Source organism: Paenibacillus vulneris (assembly GCF_039543185.1).
In the GTDB taxonomy this organism is placed as follows: Bacteria; Bacillota; Bacilli; order Paenibacillales; family NBRC-103111; genus Paenibacillus_S; species Paenibacillus_S vulneris.
In genome coordinates this window covers 314,188-333,134 of the sequence record NZ_BAABJG010000003.1, presented here as the reverse complement: position 1 = coordinate 333,134, position 18,947 = coordinate 314,188, and the positions used below count along the sequence as shown (strand labels likewise).

Annotated in this window: 20 protein-coding genes; 4 read left to right on the top strand and 16 right to left on the bottom strand. The window is 47.2% G+C overall.

Annotated elements, in window-relative coordinates:
* Positions 1-103 precede the first annotated feature (103 nt).
* Positions 104-961, top strand: coding sequence for an SDR family NAD(P)-dependent oxidoreductase (locus ABEA66_RS02925; RefSeq protein WP_345585892.1), 858 nt, complete (start codon positions 104-106; stop codon positions 959-961).
* Between the two features lie 100 nt (positions 962-1,061).
* Here ABEA66_RS02925 and ABEA66_RS02920 read toward each other — a convergent pair whose 3' ends face one another.
* Positions 1,062-1,574: a MerR family transcriptional regulator gene (locus ABEA66_RS02920; RefSeq protein WP_345585890.1), complete on the bottom strand. Its 513-nt coding sequence runs from the start codon at positions 1,572-1,574 to the stop codon at positions 1,062-1,064.
* Positions 1,575-1,826: 252 nt separating this feature from the next.
* Between ABEA66_RS02920 and ABEA66_RS02915 the strand changes: the two genes are divergently transcribed.
* Positions 1,827-2,966: an NADH-dependent flavin oxidoreductase gene (locus tag ABEA66_RS02915; RefSeq protein WP_345585888.1), complete on the top strand. Its 1,140-nt coding sequence runs from the start codon at positions 1,827-1,829 to the stop codon at positions 2,964-2,966.
* Positions 2,967-3,119: 153 nt separating this feature from the next.
* Here the strand turns inward: ABEA66_RS02915 and ABEA66_RS02910 are convergent, their stop codons facing one another.
* Positions 3,120-3,347 (bottom strand): hypothetical protein, encoded by a 228-nt coding sequence (locus tag ABEA66_RS02910; RefSeq protein WP_345585886.1) that lies wholly within the window; start codon positions 3,345-3,347, stop codon positions 3,120-3,122.
* Positions 3,348-3,349: 2 nt separating this feature from the next.
* The gene (locus ABEA66_RS02905) at positions 3,350-4,330 is read right to left on the bottom strand and encodes an ADP-ribosylglycohydrolase family protein (protein ID WP_345585884.1); all 981 of its coding nucleotides are present in this window, start codon (positions 4,328-4,330) and stop codon (positions 3,350-3,352) included.
* 124 nt (positions 4,331-4,454) lie between these two features.
* Here ABEA66_RS02905 and ABEA66_RS02900 point away from each other — a divergent pair, with 124 nt between their 5' ends.
* Entirely contained in the window at positions 4,455-4,856 is a 402-nt protein-coding gene (locus ABEA66_RS02900) for a VOC family protein (protein ID WP_345585882.1), read from the top strand.
* Between the two features lie 54 nt (positions 4,857-4,910).
* Here the strand turns inward: ABEA66_RS02900 and ABEA66_RS02895 are convergent, their stop codons facing one another.
* From ABEA66_RS02895 to ABEA66_RS02850, 10 genes are all read right to left on the bottom strand, one after another.
* Entirely contained in the window at positions 4,911-5,546 is a 636-nt protein-coding gene (locus ABEA66_RS02895; protein WP_345585880.1) for a zinc dependent phospholipase C family protein, read from the bottom strand.
* 35 nt (positions 5,547-5,581) lie between these two features.
* Entirely contained in the window at positions 5,582-6,109 is a 528-nt protein-coding gene (locus ABEA66_RS02890; protein WP_345585878.1) for a nucleoside-triphosphatase, read from the bottom strand.
* Positions 6,110-6,300: 191 nt separating this feature from the next.
* Positions 6,301-6,801, bottom strand: coding sequence for an SRPBCC family protein (locus ABEA66_RS02885; RefSeq protein WP_345585876.1), 501 nt, complete (start codon positions 6,799-6,801; stop codon positions 6,301-6,303).
* Positions 6,801-7,145: an ArsR/SmtB family transcription factor gene (locus ABEA66_RS02880; protein ID WP_345585874.1), complete on the bottom strand. Its 345-nt coding sequence runs from the start codon at positions 7,143-7,145 to the stop codon at positions 6,801-6,803. The genes ABEA66_RS02885 and ABEA66_RS02880 overlap by 1 nt, the downstream gene beginning before the upstream one ends.
* A 21-nt stretch (positions 7,146-7,166) precedes the next feature.
* Entirely contained in the window at positions 7,167-7,502 is a 336-nt protein-coding gene (locus ABEA66_RS02875; RefSeq protein ID WP_345585872.1) for a DUF1801 domain-containing protein, read from the bottom strand.
* Positions 7,503-7,672: 170 nt separating this feature from the next.
* Entirely contained in the window at positions 7,673-7,828 is a 156-nt protein-coding gene (locus ABEA66_RS02870; RefSeq protein ID WP_345585870.1) for a hypothetical protein, read from the bottom strand.
* 153 nt (positions 7,829-7,981) lie between these two features.
* On the bottom strand, positions 7,982-8,584 hold the full coding sequence (locus ABEA66_RS02865) for a TetR/AcrR family transcriptional regulator (RefSeq protein WP_345585868.1): 603 nt from the start codon (positions 8,582-8,584) through the stop codon (positions 7,982-7,984).
* 207 nt (positions 8,585-8,791) lie between these two features.
* Complete coding sequence (locus ABEA66_RS02860; protein WP_345585866.1) at positions 8,792-9,613, bottom strand: SDR family NAD(P)-dependent oxidoreductase; 822 nt, start codon at positions 9,611-9,613, stop codon at positions 8,792-8,794.
* 423 nt (positions 9,614-10,036) lie between these two features.
* Complete coding sequence (locus tag ABEA66_RS02855; RefSeq protein ID WP_345585864.1) at positions 10,037-10,864, bottom strand: sugar phosphate isomerase/epimerase family protein; 828 nt, start codon at positions 10,862-10,864, stop codon at positions 10,037-10,039.
* Positions 10,865-11,061: 197 nt separating this feature from the next.
* Positions 11,062-12,768 (bottom strand): glycoside hydrolase family 2 protein, encoded by a 1,707-nt coding sequence (locus ABEA66_RS02850; protein ID WP_345585862.1) that lies wholly within the window; start codon positions 12,766-12,768, stop codon positions 11,062-11,064.
* 112 nt (positions 12,769-12,880) lie between these two features.
* On the opposite strand from ABEA66_RS02850, the gene ABEA66_RS02845 reads away from it, so the two are divergent.
* On the top strand, positions 12,881-13,699 hold the full coding sequence (locus tag ABEA66_RS02845) for a helix-turn-helix transcriptional regulator (RefSeq protein WP_345585860.1): 819 nt from the start codon (positions 12,881-12,883) through the stop codon (positions 13,697-13,699).
* Between the two features lie 22 nt (positions 13,700-13,721).
* Here ABEA66_RS02845 and ABEA66_RS02840 read toward each other — a convergent pair whose 3' ends face one another.
* The 3 genes from ABEA66_RS02840 to ABEA66_RS02830 all read right to left on the bottom strand — a co-directional run bounded on the left by ABEA66_RS02840 (position 13,722) and on the right by ABEA66_RS02830 (position 18,821).
* Positions 13,722-15,341, bottom strand: coding sequence for a helix-turn-helix domain-containing protein (locus tag ABEA66_RS02840; protein ID WP_345585858.1), 1,620 nt, complete (start codon positions 15,339-15,341; stop codon positions 13,722-13,724).
* Positions 15,341-17,167: a cache domain-containing sensor histidine kinase gene (locus ABEA66_RS02835; protein WP_345585856.1), complete on the bottom strand. Its 1,827-nt coding sequence runs from the start codon at positions 17,165-17,167 to the stop codon at positions 15,341-15,343. Before ABEA66_RS02835 ends, ABEA66_RS02840 begins: the two co-directional genes overlap by 1 nt.
* A gap of 304 nt (positions 17,168-17,471) precedes the next feature.
* Positions 17,472-18,821, bottom strand: coding sequence for an ABC transporter substrate-binding protein (locus ABEA66_RS02830; protein ID WP_345585854.1), 1,350 nt, complete (start codon positions 18,819-18,821; stop codon positions 17,472-17,474).
* Positions 18,822-18,947 lie beyond the last annotated feature (126 nt).

Here is an 18,947-nt window from a genome sequence, read left to right as displayed (position 1 = left end):
CGAACCATACAATTTTGTTCTAGTATCTTGACTTAGAGTCGACTCCAGCTTATAGAATGTGTGCTATCAGGTGAAATACCTCGTTAACTGGAGGAGGCATACAATGAACAAGAACCAACGTGAAAATATCGCATTGATTACGGGTGCAAGCTCCGGGATCGGATTAGAATTAACCAAGAAATTGCTGTCGGAGGATTGGCAGGTGGTTGCTTTGAACCGTTCCGACTTTCCGGCTGACGATATGAGTATTCAAAAAGCCATCCATGGCGGATGGCTTCGAATTTATAAAACAGCTGATCTTACCGATTACGCCAGCTTGAGAAGAACTTTTGAAGAGATCAAAAACAATGAACAGAGGATCGATATTTTGTTCAACAACGCCGGCGGGACCTTTCCCGAGCTGAGCTATTCGAAACAAGGGCGTGAAAAGCATTACGAACTGCAGACGGTCGTTCCATATATCATTCTGATGGAATTGAAGGAACTCATTACAAACGGTCGCTTAAAAACGATAATCAACACCTCATCTTCAGCGTTAAAATTCACGAAGCAATTTAATATCGAAATTCTAGAGCACCCCAAAATCTTCCGCAAGCTAATTGGTCCTTACGCCACCTCGAAGCTAGCCCTTTCGCTGTGGACTCAAGCTATCGCGCCGAAGCTTGCCGAGGACGACATTAAAATCCGCAGTGTTGACCCAGGTAGCAACAATACGCTGAGAAAAGGGAAAAACTCTGGCCTGCCCCTATTGGTTAAGCCGTTGATGAAGCTGTTTTTCTCCCCGCCGACCCACGGCGCCAACAAGCTGTATGAAGGTGCTCTCGGGGAACACCGCAATGAGACCGGGGTGTTTTTGCTGAAAGGTCAGGTAACTGAATTAAAATTTAAAGATCAAGCGCAAAACGTTTTGGAAAGGATTCATGCGATTTACAAACACGAATTTTTACAACGTAATTTTTAACCTTACGGTTGTATTGATCTTCCCGTGAGCGTAACGCGCCTGCCGATTGATACCGGCCGGCGCGTTTTAGTTGTTTATTAAGCTATCACGCCCCGCTAGCTTAATCTTCCGTCAGTCTACCAGTTGGTAACTTATCCGTTTTCGCATATGCGGAAAAATAACTCATCTCCATGACGGAAATGGGCTTTATCTTTTCTTTCTTCTTGTGTTCTTCTAAAGCTTCGTCTTGGCTTTGATCTGAGCATTCCTTACGGGGTCTCCCTTCTTTCAGCTTTATGTCAATAAAATCAACGATCTGCTGAAGTGAGGAAATTTGATTAACGATAGTTTCACGGTGACTTCTTAATTGATCCACCAGTTCGGGGTATTCCGCGGAAACGATGTCGACCGAAGCCGCCAAAAATGGCCGCATAGCCTCAAGCGGCATTCCCGTCTTTTTAAGACAGGATATCAGCTTGATCCTGTTGATATCCTCTTTTCGATAGACGCGATGCCCGTTTTCCTTTCGTTCAGCCTGAGGAAGCAGCACGATTTTTTCGTAAAAACGGATCGTGTCCTCGGAAATTCCAGTTTGCTCAGCGGCTTGCTTGATCGTAAACGTTTGTTCTGCCATTTGCGTCCCCTCCCGAATTGCATTCTTGAGTATTATACATCTTGGAGCCGACTCCAAGTCAAATTTGCTCTCCCAACTCTTATCCTTGGGCAACTCCTTTGTTATCTCCCCTTGACTTGGATTCGACACCAACTTTTATTATGGTCTGGCATAGAGAAAATCCCGACCATATAAAGGAGGAGATGTACATAATTCAAATGAGTGAACCCAATGCAATAATTCCAATAAATTCTACTAAAGGAGCGGGCATCTATGAACCCTAAATATCGACCTTTAATGGAGTCGTTTCATTTCAAGAATGGTATCGAAGTAAAGAACCGCATTGTTCATGCGCCAATGACGATATCTTATTCTCAGCAAGACGGTACGATATCTGATGAGTTACTCTCCTATTACGAAAGACGTTCGAACGGTGTTGGAATGGTTATAACGGGGAGTGCAATAGTCACATCAAATAGCAGGGTATTTGGCGGCGAATTGGCGGCTGATCATGATGATAAGATCCCGAGTTTACAACGCTTGGCAACAACAATAAAGAAACGTGGGGCAAAAGCCATTCTGCAAATCTTTCATAGCGGCCGCGAGAGTTCGCCGGAATTGACACCGGACGGTGATATTGTAAGTGCGAGTGCAGTTGCTAAAGAAGGGTCGAGCGTAATCCCTCGGGCACTTGAAGAAAAGGAAATTGGAGAGATCATTCGTGCGTTTGGCGCTAGCACTCGGAGGGCAATCGAGGCTGGTTTCGACGGGGTAGAGATTCACGGGGCAAATCGATTTCTTATTCAACAATTTTTCTCACCGTACACAAACCAACGCAATGATCGTTGGGGAGGAAATATGGACAACCGTATGGCATTTCCGCTCGCTGTTGTAGATGAAGTCCAAAAAGTGGTGGGGGAGTATGCCAAACAACCGTTTCTTGTGGGATATCGGTTATCGCCAGAAGAAGAATGGACACCCGGTATTACAATGGACGATACACTTAAATTGTTGGATGTCCTCGCAAATAAAAATTTGGATTATTTGCATATCTCTTTAATGGACTTTTGGTCTAAGCCTAGACGTGGAGTAGAGGAGCATCGCTCTAGAATGGAACTAATTTACGAGCTCGTCGGGCAAAGAGTCCCCGTTATCGGTGTAGGCTCGATCCGTACGCCTGACGAGGCACTAAGAGCGTTACAATCGGGAGTTCCATTTATTGCGCTTGGACGAGAACTGATTATCGACCCAGATTGGGTAGAAAAAATAACGCTAGGTGAGGAAAACGAAATTCGTACTGAGTTAACTTTAGATGATCAAGAAAAATTGGGGATTGCTGATCCATTGTGGATGAAAATCATCAATACTCCCGGATGGTTCCCTATCGCAGATAAAATAAAAAATAAATTGTAACGATCCATAATATTTGGTTTAGCGTGCCTAAGGCGCGCTTTTCTAATCTCTCTATTAAAACAAATTTCCGTTAGCATAAAGTTCAAGCTGTGATTCAAGCTCCCACTATCGTACCCGTTACTTCAATAAGGAATAGGGTACGAAAATTCTTCATTACTTTTCCTTATTAATTGCTTTGTATAGATACCAGCCACTCCAGCCTCCAACAAATACTATTAGTAGTTTAAAAATGTTGCGTTCAGGGTTTCCGTCTTGCAGCCAGTCTATATTAAAAATATAAGCTATACCTAGGACAATTCCGATAGCTAACAGCCCGAAAATCAACCTAATAAAATATTCTTTCATATGGAACCCTTTCTTTGCTTTAAATGTAATCATCATTTCTACGTCCTAAGAGCTGCAATAATAGGTGCTAATGCTACTAACTCCCCTCCATTTACTTTTTCAATGGAGGTGTACCAGCTATTGTTTAATGTTTCGGGAAACATGGCAGCAGCTATTCCGGCCCCCATTGAAGCCACGGAGTCGGTATCCCCGCCTAAGTTAGAAGCCAATAAAATTGTTTTATCCGCAGACTTTGTAAGCACAGCAAAGTTTATTGCCAGGGCTACAATATATGGGGTTTTCCAAGGCATGTATTTTTCTTTGATCCGATCTAGGGAGGTGTCTTTCTCGCTAGCAAGATCATCGAATATCTGCAAAATTAAATCAGCAATACATATAGGATCCTCTGAGCCTTCAGGCCGATACTTCTCCGAATTTCTCGCAGCTAAAACGGAATGTTGAAGAACTTCTTCCGGGGATTTATTATCAATTGCTGCGGAAACTGCAGCTGCTACTGCACTTGCGCCACTTATCGCTATTCTCCCGCCGTGGGTTGGGATGGACGCTTCAAACACAGAAGAAAGGAGATCTTGTATTTTAGCTGATGAATATAAAGCCCCTATAGGTGCGACACGCATAGCTGCCCCACAACCATTACCTTCAAAAGTTACGCGGCTTGGATCCCCCTGCTCCTGAAATCTTCCAAGTGCCAATGTAAGGCGATTAGACTTTTTACATAGCATAAGTTGCTTACCGACAGCGGTATGAGTAATCGGCAGTCCTTCTACAATCACTTTGGCAATCGCGAGAGTTTGCTCCGTATCGTCAGTTGTTTCTCCAAATCTATAGTCATAGTGCTTTCCTTTATATCTCGGCATGACCATTCCAACTTCGCCTTCAAATCCATTAATGCCATTGGGGAACCATTCACGAATCTCTTCATATTGTAAGGATTCAGTTTGTTTTCCAATCGCATCGCCCGTTGCGATCCCTTTAAAACATGCGGTAATCCTTTGTAGTGCAGTATAATTCGGTGCCATTGTTTTCACCCGTTTCGTTTGTAATTTGAATTTAGTTGCATGTTCAATTTAGATTCGCTTCTGCTGCCTGAAGTAGAGTATAGTAGGAGTAGTAGTTGAAAATATATTCCAGGAGGCTACAGCCATGTCACAGGAGATTTGGATTAACCTGCCGGTCAAAGATGTTGAGAGGTCGACTGCCTTTTTCAATGAGATTGGATTCCATGCGGTGAGCTTTGGTAACGAAAGAGCCAAGCTTGCCATAGGCCAAACAACGATTCTGCTCTTCCCGGATGCGGCGTTTGAGGAATTTACAGGTGCAAAAACCGCAGATACCTCCCATAGCGCAGAGGTCATTTTTTCCATTGGCGCTGAAAGCAGAGAAGAAGTAGATGCCTTTATTCAAAAAGTAGAGGTTGCCGGAGGAAGCATTTTTAGCAAGCCGAGTGAAACGGACGGCTGGATGTACGGCGCAGGATTCGCCGACCTGGACGGACACCGCTGGAACCTGCTGTACATGGATCAGAGCAAAATGCCGAAACGCTGATATGGAAACGCCGGTAACCTTAAGCAGGGGACCGGTGTTTTTTTGCACCCCGCTTTATTTTGACTGGAATTCAGATGTGATCTCTTCAATAACGGCAATAGCCTTAATTTTTGATAAGTTTATGTACTCGATAATGTCATCAAAATGATATACTTCCAGTCTGCAGTCTTTATTTTCTTCTATAATTTCAAAATCCCCGTACATCACTTCAATAAATTTCTGTATGTCGGTTTGAGTTATATCGTCTATATCTCTCGGGAGAGAATCCATTTCCAGCCAATCTTTAAGGTATCCCATATTATAATGACAAAGCAGCTTTGTATTCATTTTGCTAAAATCTGAATACCATCTTTGTAAAAAGGCCGGGTCTGAATCTTGCTTCTGTTTCAATTCATATGGATAATAAATATGTTCCATCCACATGTTATCGGAAATTAAATGTGTCAAGTATCCTAATGAATAGTCATCCTTTGTATCTGTTAAGTAGGTATCCATGTATCTTTGATAATTGACCTGCCTTGTTCTCTTGTCCACATCTCCTTCGAAATAATGAGTAATAACCTTCCTCTCAAACGAGAAAGCAGCATCAGGTGCAATTGAACCAATTAAAAAATCCTTCTTGTTTTTTATAACATCAAGGCTACAAGCGACTTTCTCACCAATTATTAAATGCATCAACCGCGACCCCATAAAACTCCTCCTTGCAGCACATTTTACCTAATGCGTTATAAAAACTTAAGAATATCATTTGCCACTGTTTTTGTTATCAACTCACGGTTTTCTTCATTCAAATGATAAAGTTTTATCCCGGGCAGTTTCTTTATCTTATCAATGCTTGGATGACTATCTGCACAAATGGTTCCTATAATAATATGCTGCGAACTCGAAATAACTTCATGGATCATTTTTTCAAAAGGGGCGGACAGCATTTGCATGAACCCGAGCTCGTCAATAACTGTAATCCTCTTTGTTTCTAACGATAGCTTCACTGCCTTTAAGGCGACATTCTCGAAAGCTTCTACGTCAACGCCATATCTCCCTATTCTTATCGAACTTTCGCTATCAACATTTGCAATACATGCATTCTCGCCGTTAAGCGTCACGCAATTAAATCCGGTACGATTTGTAAGGTTATGTATTTCTTCAGTATAAAAACCACCAAAATATTCCGGACCCACTTTTTGAATGATTCGTTTTATAGCTGTTGATTTTCCCGTACGAGGTTTCCCGGTTAATAACAAACAAGTTTCCAAATCATCACCCCCTGAAATATCCAGATATGAAACTATTCGTGGAAAATGTTAAGTTATCCTGTTCTTCCCTCAAATTTGACGTGGACAACCATCATCTCTGGGGCGGTCCAACACGTTCGCCGAAAGCTAGAGGCAAATGAAAAAGCCGCGGAGTAATTTCCCCGAGGCTTCCGTCTCACCGATGTATCGACTTACAGTTGACTAGCCAGGTAATTGGCCAGTTGCTCAAATGTGCCTTCGAACCCTTGTGAAACCATCTGTGCCATAGCGTCAAATGCTTCCTGTTCCTCAGCAGAGGCATTGATCGGACCGCCCTGCAGCGTTAAAACCGTCTTTCCCTCGTATTCTTCCAGCGTTAAAATATTCAGAATCTCAAGCGGCCAGTTCGGATTAAACGGAGCGCGAACCGTGTTACCTTCTTCGTCGGAAAAGGATTGGACCCATACCAGTTTCACCGGCTCCTGCACTTCCTGGTAAACGAACTTGCCCCACATTGCGTGCTGCCCATCTGGAGACTTCTGGCAGCCAAGAAACATACCGCCTGGACGAACATCCATTGTTACCACTTCAAGAGAGAACCCCTTGGGTCCCCACCAGTTTCCAAAGTGTGCCGGATCGGTCCACACCTTAAATACCAATTCTCGAGGAGCATTAAACTCGCGTTTCAATAAAAGTCCTTGTTGGCTGTTCATTAGACTTCCTCCTTGGGATTTTGGGATGAACTAGTACTTTCTAAATGATTGAGATAGTCGGATAGACGGTCAAAACGTTCTTCCCACATGCTGCGAAACGATTCGAGCCATTCATCCATTTCCTTTAAGGGTTCCGGGCGCAATCTGTAGATTCGCCGGTTGGCGTCCGCCCGTACTTCGACAAGATGGGCATCATTCAAGATTTTCAGATGTTTGGATGCCTGGGGTTGCCGAAGGTGCAACCGATCCGCAATTTCCCCGACCGTAAGCGGACCTTCGCGCAACAGTTCGATGATCTGCAATCGGTTGGGTTCTGCGAGCGCGTTCATGGTTGTCGTATTCATTGGCCCTCCCGATGAATTCTGTTACAGTTTACTGGAAGCTTGCTTCAGAAGCCCAGACAGCAGGGCAAGATCGGGAGTATCGCCTTCCCGCAATTTGATCCACTTCCGCTCGGCAGAACCTTCGAATCCTTTCGGAAAGTCGATGCCGTTTGCATTCATGATCATGAACGCAATAGCGTCCTTCGATGGCGAAATGACCGCCGCATAATGTCCATTTTTCAGAAAATGCGGTTTCTTGTACTGAATGCGTTCTTCGGCTTCCGGAATCGCTTCATGAATCATGTCCCTCAGGGTCGAACTGATCCCACCCTGCCATCTAGGCAGATTTTCGATGTACGCCGTGACTTCCTGATTCACTTTGTTTTTCCTCCTATTTGGAAAGTTCGTTGCTTATATACAAAATATACCATTACGGGAATATTCCAGTCAAGGAATATTTGCTTATGTCAATTCAACCAAGTTTTTGAACGATTTCTCGATCCTTCAGTACGACATGGTCTAGATCGTTTTTGACATGATACCAGTTCTCAGGACCCCCATTCATCCGAATTGGTCATGGTTTCGACGACGTTCAAATCATCAGCAGGTATCGTTGCTGCAATCTCGGCCATCGCATCCGGATATGCGAATAAAGGACTTGGCTGTTCCCGTTTGAGAATTTGCTTGTCGGGTACTATTATCATGCCTGGTCCAAATGCCCATTTAACCCTTGCGTCGTTTCAAATTGATAAGCGCCAAAAAATAAAAGGTCCACGAATCAATAGGATTCGTGGATCGTTTTTGAGTTCTAACATTAGGGTGCAGCTCAGGCATTGCAGAGCTCTTTAGGTTGGAACCTATTCCTCCATCACTGTGATATCTGTGAGATGCACAGCATTCCAGCAGGAGTGGATTGCTTCCTGTATGCTTTCGCGGGTTAATTCGTAAACACCGTGGAGCTCGGCTTTTAACAAGTAAACAAATTGCCCATAATGCATCTGAACCATCATTTTCGGATTCATTGGGATAAAGAGCTTCTGCTGAATGGCTTCTTCGTACAGTTTATTCATAGACTCGCACCATCCGCCTGTATAGACTGCCAGCTTCACCTCATCGTAAATGTAAGGCGAGAAGGAGTATTGCTCAATAAATTGAAAGCCCTCTGGGTATTTTTTACCCAAGTCGATCACACGTCCCCAACCTAATTCGAACTTTTCACGAATAGTTCTTCCCTGTAATAAAACTTCACGCACATACTCACCGTTAAAGGTAACAATTGCTTTGTACAATTCGTTAACAATGTCTTCTTTACTTTGAAAATAGTGATAGATGCTTCCCGTCGATACGCCGGACTCCTTTGCGATTAGCGCCATCGAAGTGGCCTGTAATTCCTTCCTGATGATGATGTTAAGTGTCGTTTCGAGAACGGATCGCTGCACCTTGTTGTATTTCTCAAACATTCGGCTCTTCCTTTCCCACTCTAAATCGAACGTTCATTCTATTTAGTATACACCTAATTCGTTCTTCAGTCAATGCAGCCGATTTATGTTTACAGTGATGGACAAGAAGAGCCTCTTTTCCCCATGGGTACTCGCTTACCTGAAGGTTTAATCAAGATCATCCAAAGCAATTTCTCATTGTTACTGCGGGATATGGTTTTGCTATCTTTACATATAATCCTTAGCTATTGTCTCCAAATATTCTTCAATCGGCACAGAGTTTCTAAGAGCCATCAGATTGTTGCCTGCCGCGCCAATGACAGTACGGAATTTATTGCTTTCTCCCTTTGCCAGCGCGACAATAGCATCCACGATAATCTGGGGATCATCCAAGAGGCCGCTTGCTTCCGAGGCATTCATTAAATTTTGCACTTTCGTCATCAGATCGTCGTAATCTTTAATGTTTTCATCTCTGTTCCAAATAGTATTTTCCATAAAATGATTTCCTTTAGAACCGCCCTGCTCGATCAATCTCAGCTCGATATTCAATGGCTTCAACTCGTAATAAAGGCCTTCCGTCAACCCTTCCAAGGCGAACTTGGACATGTTGTAAAGCGATCCGAGCGGCACCGCTGTTGTTACCCCCATGAAGGAGCTGATGTTAATGAACATGCCTCCGCCATTGGCCCTATAATGCGGCAAAAATTTACGAATAACATTGATCGGTCCTCGAGTGTTAACGGCGAACTGCCAATCGATCGCTTCCTCTTCAGCTAATTCCAACGGACCGTAAGTACCCATACCAGCATTATTGACAACAACGTCAATCTTCCCGAATGCCGCTATAGCTTGATCCGCTGCTGCTTGAACCTGTTCTACTTTTGTGACGTCCAACTTAAAAATTTTAATATTGTCATATGCCGTAAGCTCCGTTTCATTCTCTGGCGTACGCATGGTAGCCGCTACGTTCCAGCCCATTTGAGCAAATCGAATCGCTGTCAGTTTACCCAATCCAGAACTTGTTCCCGTAATAAAGACTGTTTTACTCATAATTAAACCCTCCAATGATTAGATTGAACGATCAATCTAGAAAAAGTTGTTAGATCGAATGTTCATTCTAATTATGTTGTATGCTGTTCTTTTTGTCAAATAGAGCATGTTTTTTAGTTGAGGGGTCGGCTTCCACAGGCCATTATAACTCTATATTAAAAAATAGATGCACAAACAAGCATTGTCCGAACAACGTGCCGGCCACCACAATAATTGACGGGAAAAGCCTTGGATTCACCACTAGATTTGACGGAACCCAACCGAGAAAATTGCCGACAATTAGCCTACTTTCTTCTGCCGATGACGAAGGGATGGGCTATTTCGATGTTAAAAAAAGAAAATGCCCCCGAACCTTTGGTGAAGAGACTCGGGAGCATTTCATAAATTTGGAACATAATACTGCTAACAAATCTGAAAAGTTTGCTACAAATAAGGCTCTACTATTCGCCGTATTCTTTCCAGCCCTTCCCACATATCGCCGGGGCCGTCATAGATCAGTACTACGGCTCCGTTATAACCGGTCGCCTTCAGCTGCTCCAGACAGCTGCGGAATTCCGGTTCATCAGGGATACCGGCATCATCATAATGGGCCTTGGCATGTACGGATACGCTGTAGGGCAGCGTCATTGAGATTTCGTCATATTTGGCCTGTCCCGTGAAATTGCCGAAATCCGTAATCATCCGGAACGAATGATGTCCCTTTTCCAGAAGCCGCAAACAGTTAGCTCCAGTGGAGGTCAATGGGCGGAAATTTTCCGTGACAACCTGGACCCCACGGACGGAAGCATATTCCTGCAGCTCGGACAACCGTGCTGCCGCGCGTTGCAGGGCCTCCTCATCGTATGCCGGAGAATCCCCGGCAATAACCCGTATTCGCTTTGCTCCGGCCTGTGCCGCTGCTTCGATCCAATGCTGCACCAGACGGTAATCGGCCATGCGGCGCTTCTCATCGGCTGAAGACAAATCGCCGTAATCCAGAAGAAGCGTGTCGAAGGAAATGCCCGATGCTTCAAATTGCTGCCGCAGCTCCTGCAAATAGTCCGGCTCGGTGGAAGGAAAATGAAAATGACACACCTCGACGGCACTGTATCCCCTGGAGCTGGCCTCGGCAGGCAGTTCAAGCAAGGATAAGACTTGCGGCTGATCCTGCTCGCGGGTAATATGACTGCCGGTCTCCTGATCCCACTGCGTCCATCTGAGCGGACCGAGCAGCCTGTGCAGACTCCATGTACTTACGGATAAATAAGACATCGTCTCGCCTCCTGCAGCTTCATATTGGATGATGCATTCATCGAAGCTGCCCAATGGGAAAATTATACAGGACGTTGCCCTGCCTTACAATAAGGCATTCGGAAACTTTTCTCCCCAATACATCAGCGTTTTGTCCATATGGATAGGATACAATGTACCGGCAATTCCCTTCGCTCTGACTGCCTTGCCATCGATCACTATTGATCCCTTCGATAAATCTCCTTGACCAGACGATAAGCCAGCTTAGGCTTGCGATATTCGTTCAGCAGTCCTTTATTGTTAAAGCTCCTTGCGCGATCACGGAAGTAAGGGCGGTCGCTTCGTACATCGACGCGGATATCGGCAAAATGCCAAATAAGAGTACCTACAATGCGAGAATCCTCGCGGAAAATGTTAAGCGCCTGCTGCACGACATCCGCCTGATAATCCTCGCTGAACAAGCGGGGCTCCCAGCCCGTGTCTCCGAATATACCGGCCGCACCAAACTCGCTCATGATGAGAGGCTTCCCTCCAGCGCCTTGTGCTTCGGCATTGCGGTAATAGTTTTGCAGCATGTCGCGAAAGCCGTCGACGCTCCCTTGGTACCAGCCGTAGTATTTGTTGATTCCGATGACATCGAAATAAGACAAGACGGTATCTTCTTCCGGATGCATAGTGGCATAAGTAACCAGTCGGCTTTGATCCATACTGCGGATTTTGCCCACGAATTTCTTGGTAAGCTCAAGCGCCTCTTGGGTTCGAGTATCGATCTCGTTATGAGCCCCCCAGAAAATGATGGAAGGATGATGATAGTCACGCGTAATCATTTCATCCAGCATGCGGACGCCTCGCTCCGCAAACAGAGGGCTGGCCAGCGTTTCCGTGCTCATAAAACAGCCCCACATCGGAATTTCGCTCCACAAGAGCATCCCGTGCTCATCCAGCAGATCGATCCAGAACTGGCTTTGCGGATAATGCGAGCCGCGAACGATGTTACAGCCCAAATCCTGCAAAATCGCAAGATCCTTCAGCATGAGCTTGGGCGGGAAAGCAAAGCCCCATTCCGGATGCTCTTCGTGGCGGTTCACGCCTTGCAGGTACAGCTTTTTGCCGTTTAAAAGAATTTGGCCGTCACTCACCTCAACGGTTCGGAAGCCGGTACGGTCGATGTAATCGTCTTCGCCTGCCTGTACGGTGAACAGATACAATTCCGGACGGCCGACGTCCCATTTGCGGACATTGTCTAGGCTTCCTCGAAGCGTTACCTGCGCAGACTGTCCTGCAGACAAGCTTACTATAGCAGCCGGGAAAGCCAGTCCTTCCGTAGAGGCGTTAACGACGACCTCGCTGTCTTCGCTGCTTAATGATTGCAGCTGCACCTGCAGGGAAATATCCGCTTGGTCGTTTGTCAGCTGATAATCCATTTTCAATGATTCGATGTAGACGTCGGGCAGCTCTTGAAGCTCTACGGAACGAATAATTCCGCCGTAGGAATACCAATCCGCCACATCGGTAGGCAGGGTTTGCCAATCCAACGTGCTGTCTGCACGAACAATAAGCTCATGCCGTCCTTCCGTCAGATGCGGAAGCACCACGCTGAACTGCGTATAGCCGCCAAAATGGCTGCCGACGTGCTGTCCATCAACATAAATATCGGCATGATGCAGAATGCCCTCGAACACTAACCGGATGCTGCTTTCCTGTGTTATGTCAAAATAAGTACGATACCATGCGGCACCGATATAATCGAACAAGCCTAATTCATTATTCCAGCAGGAGGGAACCACAAGCTTGCGGGAACCGGATGGGTAATTGTTGTACCATGCTTCTGTTTGGCCGACATTGCCGGGATCAGTGATAAAGTCCCATAAGCCGTCCAGCAGACGGGTTTTACGAAGGATGTGCTGGCGAAAAGTACGTATCAAAGGAAAAGCCCCTTTCCTGCTTTTTTCGAAAAGTGTATCATGAAGGAAATAGCATCAGCTATGGACAAAAGAGACAAGCATTTGTCAAAATCGCTATACAGGTGGGGTCAGGATGGAACATCATACACACAGAATCTATCATCAGCGTCTGGCTTATGAGAAGCTGCCTGTTGCAGGCTGGAAGGATATTCGGAATACGGTAGATGTTCATTCGCTGTATTGGATTATGAGCGGGGAAGGCGAATTCTCGCACACGCCGGAGGAAAAGCCCATCCAGGTGAAGGCCGGGACCCTGCTGTATCTAAAGCCAGGATTGACACTAGCGATGTCGTCGTCCGCGCACCAGCCTCTATATATCCGCATGCTTTTATTCGATGCTCTGGACGTATCCTATGAGCAGCAAGCCTGGCAGAAGCCTGTGTACCTGGACACGCTTTCCCTGCCGTTTATCAGGCAGTTTTCCCATGAGCAGGCGATTTGGGTTCACGAGCAATTCAAGCAGCTATGGTCGCTCCAGAGCAGGGATCCGAATGAAAGACAGGCGGAGTTTCAGTATGTGCTTTCAAGGCTGATTCACTCCATACAAGCTGCGAATGCCCAGGCAGATCCGTATAGGAACGCCTTCGAGCAGGCCAAGCTTTGGATAGAGACCTGCTACAACCGCCCTCTCAAGATGGAGGAGCTGGCCCGGAGCTTCCATATCTCGGTGTCGCAGCTGCGCAAAATGTTCGTGCAGTACACAGGCTTTTCCCCCAAGGAATATTTGAACCGGATTCGCAATGAGAAAGCCAAAACACTGCTGCTGCTGACAGAGGAGCCGCTGAAAGCGATCGCGGCTGCCTGCGGCTTTGCCGATGAATTTCATTTCAGTAAAATGTTCCGGTTATGGAATGAGGTTTCGCCGGCCCGGTTCAGAGCTTTGTATAAGTAATTGCGCTTTGGAAGCTTGGCCTCTACCCTTTTCGGCTCGATCGATAGGCGTTCGGAACTACGCCTGTCTGGGCCTTGAACAGCTTGCCGAAATAATTTTTATTATCATAGCCGAGCAGCTCGGCAATTTCCTCTATCGTCTTGTCTGTCATCACAAGCAATTCCTTTGCTTTTTCCATCCGCATCCGGGTCACGTATTCAACGAAATTTTCTCCGGTCTCCCTTTTAAACAGCCGGCTTAAATAGCTTGGATGCAGGTGCAAATGAGCCGCCGCTTCTTCGAGCGATATTTTTCGGTCCAAATGATTATAAACATAGCGCTGGCATTCCGCGATTTCGCGGTTATGCGACTCCTCATAGACTCGGCCCGCCCATTCCACCGCTTGCTGCAAGTACGTTCTCAGCCATGCCTCCACCTCACGCAAGGACGTGAACTCCAGCATGTCATGGTGAAGCAGCTCCGACGAGAAGGAGGATTGGTAATGCTGGAGCGACTTGAGCCGCATCCGCACGTCGAGGATCATTTTTAACAGCCACTCCTTCACCTCCATCGGGTGAAACCGGTGGTACTGTACAAAGTCGATCCATTTGGCCACGAATGCCGCGATCCGATCGGTTTGCTGTTCGAACACTGTGCGCCGCAGCTCCTCGAGCGCCGTCATGTACTGTGTCAGCAGCAAATCCCCTTGGCCGAACCTGTCGCTGACATGGTCGAGCTGGATAACCGATGACTCCGGCAAATAAAACCGTGCGTTTCTCGTTCCGGTCATGCGCTGGAGCTGTTCCTTGAGGGAACGGACCTCCTTCACCGGGCTGCCGGTCAAAAAGGAAAACGAAACCTTGGCATAATGCTGCAGGCTGGATTGGATGTCCCTCAGCTTCTGTTCGACTTTCTGAATGTTTTGGATATGCAGCTGCGAGTAATACGGAAACAGCAGGATGACTTCTCCGGTATCGTACGTAAACAAAGCGATTTCCTTGCGGTCGTTCAGCATTTCCTGAATAATATTTTCAATGGTATAGGCGAATAAGTCCTTCGATTGGTACCGATCCCCCGCTTCCTTCATCCGGTTCACATAGCCGAACACAGGAAGTACGGACTGCTGCTCCAGCCGAATGCCGAATTCCTCCGCCTTCCGTCTCCATTCCCCGGGATCCAGCAGCGGCTCATTGACGATGCCGCGAATGAAGCTGCGCTTGGAGGCACTGCGGCTTTGTTCCAGCTCCCGCTCCAGCATCCGGCTTTTGGAACGCTGGCTCGACTCCGCGTCCAGCTGCTCCTTCAGCCGCTCCAGTACCTCGGTAATGATCCGTACGTTCATCGTTTCCTTCAGCACGTACTCGCTGACACCAAGCTTTACCGCTGCCTGTGCATACGGAAATTCGTCGTGGCAGGATAGAATCACCGCCTTAAGTCCGGGATGACCTTCCCGCAATCGGCGAATAAGTTCCAGCCCATCCATCCCCGGCATTCCTATATCGCTTATAATCGCATCGGGCCTGTTCTGTTGTCCTGCGTTCAACGCTTCCAGCGGATCATGGTACGTCCCGATTAATTGAAACCCCAGCTGCTCCCAGGGCATGGAAGCGGTCAAAAATTCCAATACAGGAATATCATCGTCAACGATACATAAGGTGTACATTATCCATTATCCTTCCCTGAACCCGGAAAACGCAGCACAATTTGCGTGCCTTGCCCCGACCTGTTGTTAATCTCAAAATCGAATTGCTGGCCGTACATTATCTTTAATCGTTCAAACACATTGGTGAGCCCGATCCCGGAGAGTGTAGAGCCCCGCCGGCCGGTTTGGGATGCGTGAGGGGCGGATTCAAGCTGCGCTTGCAGCGCCTCCAGCTGCCCCTTCGACATGCCGACTCCGGAATCGATAACCTCCACCTGAAGCCGTCCATCCGGACAAATCCGGGAGGCGATCGTAATTTCGCCTGATTTGCTCTTCAAGCCGTGAAGGTATGCGTTCTCAATCAACGGCTGCAAAATAAACCTCGGCACCTCCTGCATCAAGGAATCGGAGGCGGCTTGAACGTGAAGCTGCACCCGGTCACCATGACGCGAATTGAGCAGCCGGATGTAGTGCTCGATAATTTCGATCTCTTCATGGAGCGGAATGTACTCGTTATTTCGATGGATCGTCATTCGGAGGAGCGAAGATAAGGAGCTGATCAGCTCCGCATTATCCTCGTCCCCCTTCATCATAATTTTTAGCCGAATGGAGTTTAGCACATTGAACAAAAAATGCGGATTGATTTGCGCCTGCAGCATCGCAAGCTCCGCCTTCCGCTTCAGCTCCTGCTCCCTCCGGTTGTCCTCCAGCGTCTGCTCGATCCTATCCAGCATTCGGTCGAAAACGTAACCAAGCCTGCCGATCTCGTCCGCTCCGCTCAAGTTCGACCGCTCTCTCAGCTGGCCGGACTCAATCCGTGCGACCGTCCGGACCAGTCTTGCAATCGGTTTCGTCAAAGCTCGAACCATATACAACAGCAGGATGGCGAACAGTACCAGAGAACCCAGCTGGATCATAAAATCGCTCCGGCGGATCGATTCGATTCTTTGTGCCGCTTTCTTATAAGGGCTCATGCTGACCAGCTTCCATACAGGAGTAATCTGATCCTGAAGCAGTATATATTCCTCGCCGTCCACCTTCAGGAAAGAGACTTGGTTGTCCGAAGGAAGCTCGGAAAAATAAGGAAAAGGCTGACCGATCTTCGATGAATCCTTATCGATCACGATCTTCCCCGCGCCATCTATAATCATCATCGAATCATTCGCTTGATATTGATCGAACAGCCGCTGGATCGAATCCATTTCCAGACTGACGACGACATACCCATAGGTTAGCGAATTCATGCGAAGCGGTTTGGCTGCCGTCAATAAATAGGGCTTCTTCGCCTCTGGGTCGTAGTTCGGCTCTGCACCGACCCACATCGCGTTATAGCCGGATACTTTGTCCAACTCACCGAACCAGCTTTTATGAAACAAACTGCTCGGATCAAAGGTAAAGGTCGTGTAGGAAGCAACGTATTGTTTATTGGGCAGCAGGACGGTCACATTCATGTGCCCGAGCGAGTTCAATACCGTATCCAGCCGTTTCGAAATTTTTTGCTTATAAGCCAAAACATCGCCCTGTGTGTGCTCCTCGCTTCGTCCCAGCTCCCGCACGGACACCTGAAGCTCTTCATCGAACTGGACGAAGTTCATCACGTACAGCATATTCTTTAGCTGTGCCGAGACGAACTGGTTCACCAGCCGCATCGTTTCCTGTGAATTATCGGTCACCTGGCTACGGACGACTTCACGCGTCAGCAGGTTCGATACGTTCATGGAAACGACCGAAGGCAGCACGAGACAAATCAAGATCGTCAGCACCAGCTTGTTGCGAAGAGATAATGAGCGTATCCAGCCTGGCACCTGCCATCCCTGCCTTTCGTCTGCACTGTAAGCAAGATTCATGATATCACACCGGGTCGCAAAAAAGGAGACCGTAGTCTCCTGAGTTTGCTTTGAGAAACCTGAAAAGAATTCAGAGTTGTACGTGGCACTCCGGTGGGGTATCCCCTTCCAGCCGCTGTTGTTCTCGGGAAAAATTGATTTAAACGCAGGATAGAGGTTTTTTCCCGGGAACAAAGGCGGACGCTAGCGCTCCTCCAGGTGATCCCCCACCTCCTCCATCCATCAGCTATCTTCTAAATTAGTCAGGTTTCTAAAAACTAAAGGAGACCGCAGTCTCCTCTAATTGCGACTAGCTTCCAGCTAGTTATTTATTGCTCTTTTTGATCTCTTCCATCTTCGCTTTCGCGGTGGAGATCGTCTTGTCCAAATCCTGCTTGCCTGTCAAATAGAGCTCAACCTGCGATAAGAATTCTTTTTCCTGCTGAAGCGAGTAAGTAGGAGGGATGACCAGCTTCGTCGCCTTATTAACCTTCAGCGTGTTCAAGAGCGATTCTTTATCGATCAGCGAAGCTACCTCCGGCTTGCCGGTTTTTAGAATCGCATCGACATTTTGCGCGATATCCGCTTTTTTCCAGCCTGAGAAGAACAAGCCTTGGATACCAATGCCTTCGGTCGTATACCATCTGACGAAATCATACGCTTCCTGCTTATGCTTGGAGTTCGCCGCTACGCCCATGAAGTCCGCCCCAACCTCGGTATATCCATTCGGGTCCTTGGCGTCAGCCTTCGGATAAGGTGCAAAGACGGTTTTGAATTTGCCGTTCAGCGCAAGCTCGCCTACCATCCAGTTCCCGGTAGCAAGCATGGCCGATTTTCCGGCATAGAATACGTCACGGTAGTTCAGCTTTTGCGAGATGACGTCAAAGTAAGGTACCGAGGTTTTGTCGATGTTTTCCATCCGGTTGCGCAAATCCAGGGAGAAACGAACCTTTGGATTGTCGATGTTTTCCGAGCCGTCGTCTTTGACGATATACGGGTTATTCACGTCATTGTTTTGTGCGAGCTGCGCGTAGTCCTTCCAGTTATGGAAGTAGGAGCCGTACTGCTTGGACGGGCCGTCGCCCTTGGTCAGCTTTTTCGCATATTCAGCGTAATCATTCCACGTCCACTCGGTCGGTACTGGAAGCTTCGCTTCGTCAAGCTTATCCTTGTTCAGCATGACGAACCATTCAATCATTTTGCCCGGAAGCGCGTAATATTTGCCGTTAATAGCCGGATCAATCTTGTATTCTTCCTTGACGTTGACGTTGCCCTTCTTCAAATATTCGTCCAGCGGCTCCAAAATGCCCGCACCGACGCGCTGCGCAAAATCGGATGCGCTAGAATACATGATAACGTCCATCTGATCGCCGGAAGCAGCCAGCAGGTCGAGCTTTTTCATCCCTTCCTGGGAATCGCCTTTTTCAGACATACTTTCGTAGACGACCTTCACGTTAGGGTGCGTTTTATTGTACGCCTCCACCGTTTTATTCCAGTTGCCCTGTGCTTCGGTATACCAGCCCTGTACCTTGATGGTCACGGGCGCTTTGGCGGCATCCTTTCCTTTATCGCCTTCCGCCGCAGGTGCAGTCGCCTTCTCCTGACCGCCGCCGCAGCCGGCAAGCGCAGTTGTAGCCAGCAGTACTCCGCTAAGCGCTAGTAAAGATTTTTTCATATTGCGAACCCCTCCATTATGGAATCTGTGTGATTGTAACCCTTTACACGACCGATCATATCAAATGCTCCCGGTTCCGTTGAGTCAATATTTTAACCAATTCAAGTCGTTTTTTGACCTGATGGG

Coding starts and splice junctions, on each gene's coding strand:
- ABEA66_RS02925 (WP_345585892.1), top strand. CDS start 104: ATGAACAAGAACCAACGTGAAAATATCGCATTGATTACGGGTGCAAGC.
- ABEA66_RS02920 (WP_345585890.1), bottom strand. CDS start 1,574: ATGGCAGAACAAACGTTTACGATCAAGCAAGCCGCTGAGCAAACTGGA.
- ABEA66_RS02915 (WP_345585888.1), top strand. CDS start 1,827: ATGAACCCTAAATATCGACCTTTAATGGAGTCGTTTCATTTCAAGAAT.
- ABEA66_RS02910 (WP_345585886.1), bottom strand. CDS start 3,347: ATGATGATTACATTTAAAGCAAAGAAAGGGTTCCATATGAAAGAATAT.
- ABEA66_RS02905 (WP_345585884.1), bottom strand. CDS start 4,330: ATGGCACCGAATTATACTGCACTACAAAGGATTACCGCATGTTTTAAA.
- ABEA66_RS02900 (WP_345585882.1), top strand. CDS start 4,455: ATGTCACAGGAGATTTGGATTAACCTGCCGGTCAAAGATGTTGAGAGG.
- ABEA66_RS02895 (WP_345585880.1), bottom strand. CDS start 5,546: ATGGGGTCGCGGTTGATGCATTTAATAATTGGTGAGAAAGTCGCTTGT.
- ABEA66_RS02885 (WP_345585876.1), bottom strand. CDS start 6,801: ATGAACAGCCAACAAGGACTTTTATTGAAACGCGAGTTTAATGCTCCT.
- ABEA66_RS02880 (WP_345585874.1), bottom strand. CDS start 7,145: ATGAATACGACAACCATGAACGCGCTCGCAGAACCCAACCGATTGCAG.
- ABEA66_RS02870 (WP_345585870.1), bottom strand. CDS start 7,828: ATGATAATAGTACCCGACAAGCAAATTCTCAAACGGGAACAGCCAAGT.
- ABEA66_RS02865 (WP_345585868.1), bottom strand. CDS start 8,584: ATGTTTGAGAAATACAACAAGGTGCAGCGATCCGTTCTCGAAACGACA.
- ABEA66_RS02860 (WP_345585866.1), bottom strand. CDS start 9,613: ATGAGTAAAACAGTCTTTATTACGGGAACAAGTTCTGGATTGGGTAAA.
- ABEA66_RS02855 (WP_345585864.1), bottom strand. CDS start 10,864: ATGTCTTATTTATCCGTAAGTACATGGAGTCTGCACAGGCTGCTCGGT.
- ABEA66_RS02845 (WP_345585860.1), top strand. CDS start 12,881: ATGGAACATCATACACACAGAATCTATCATCAGCGTCTGGCTTATGAG.
- ABEA66_RS02840 (WP_345585858.1), bottom strand. CDS start 15,341: ATGTACACCTTATGTATCGTTGACGATGATATTCCTGTATTGGAATTT.
- ABEA66_RS02835 (WP_345585856.1), bottom strand. CDS start 17,167: ATGAATCTTGCTTACAGTGCAGACGAAAGGCAGGGATGGCAGGTGCCA.
- ABEA66_RS02830 (WP_345585854.1), bottom strand. CDS start 18,821: ATGAAAAAATCTTTACTAGCGCTTAGCGGAGTACTGCTGGCTACAACT.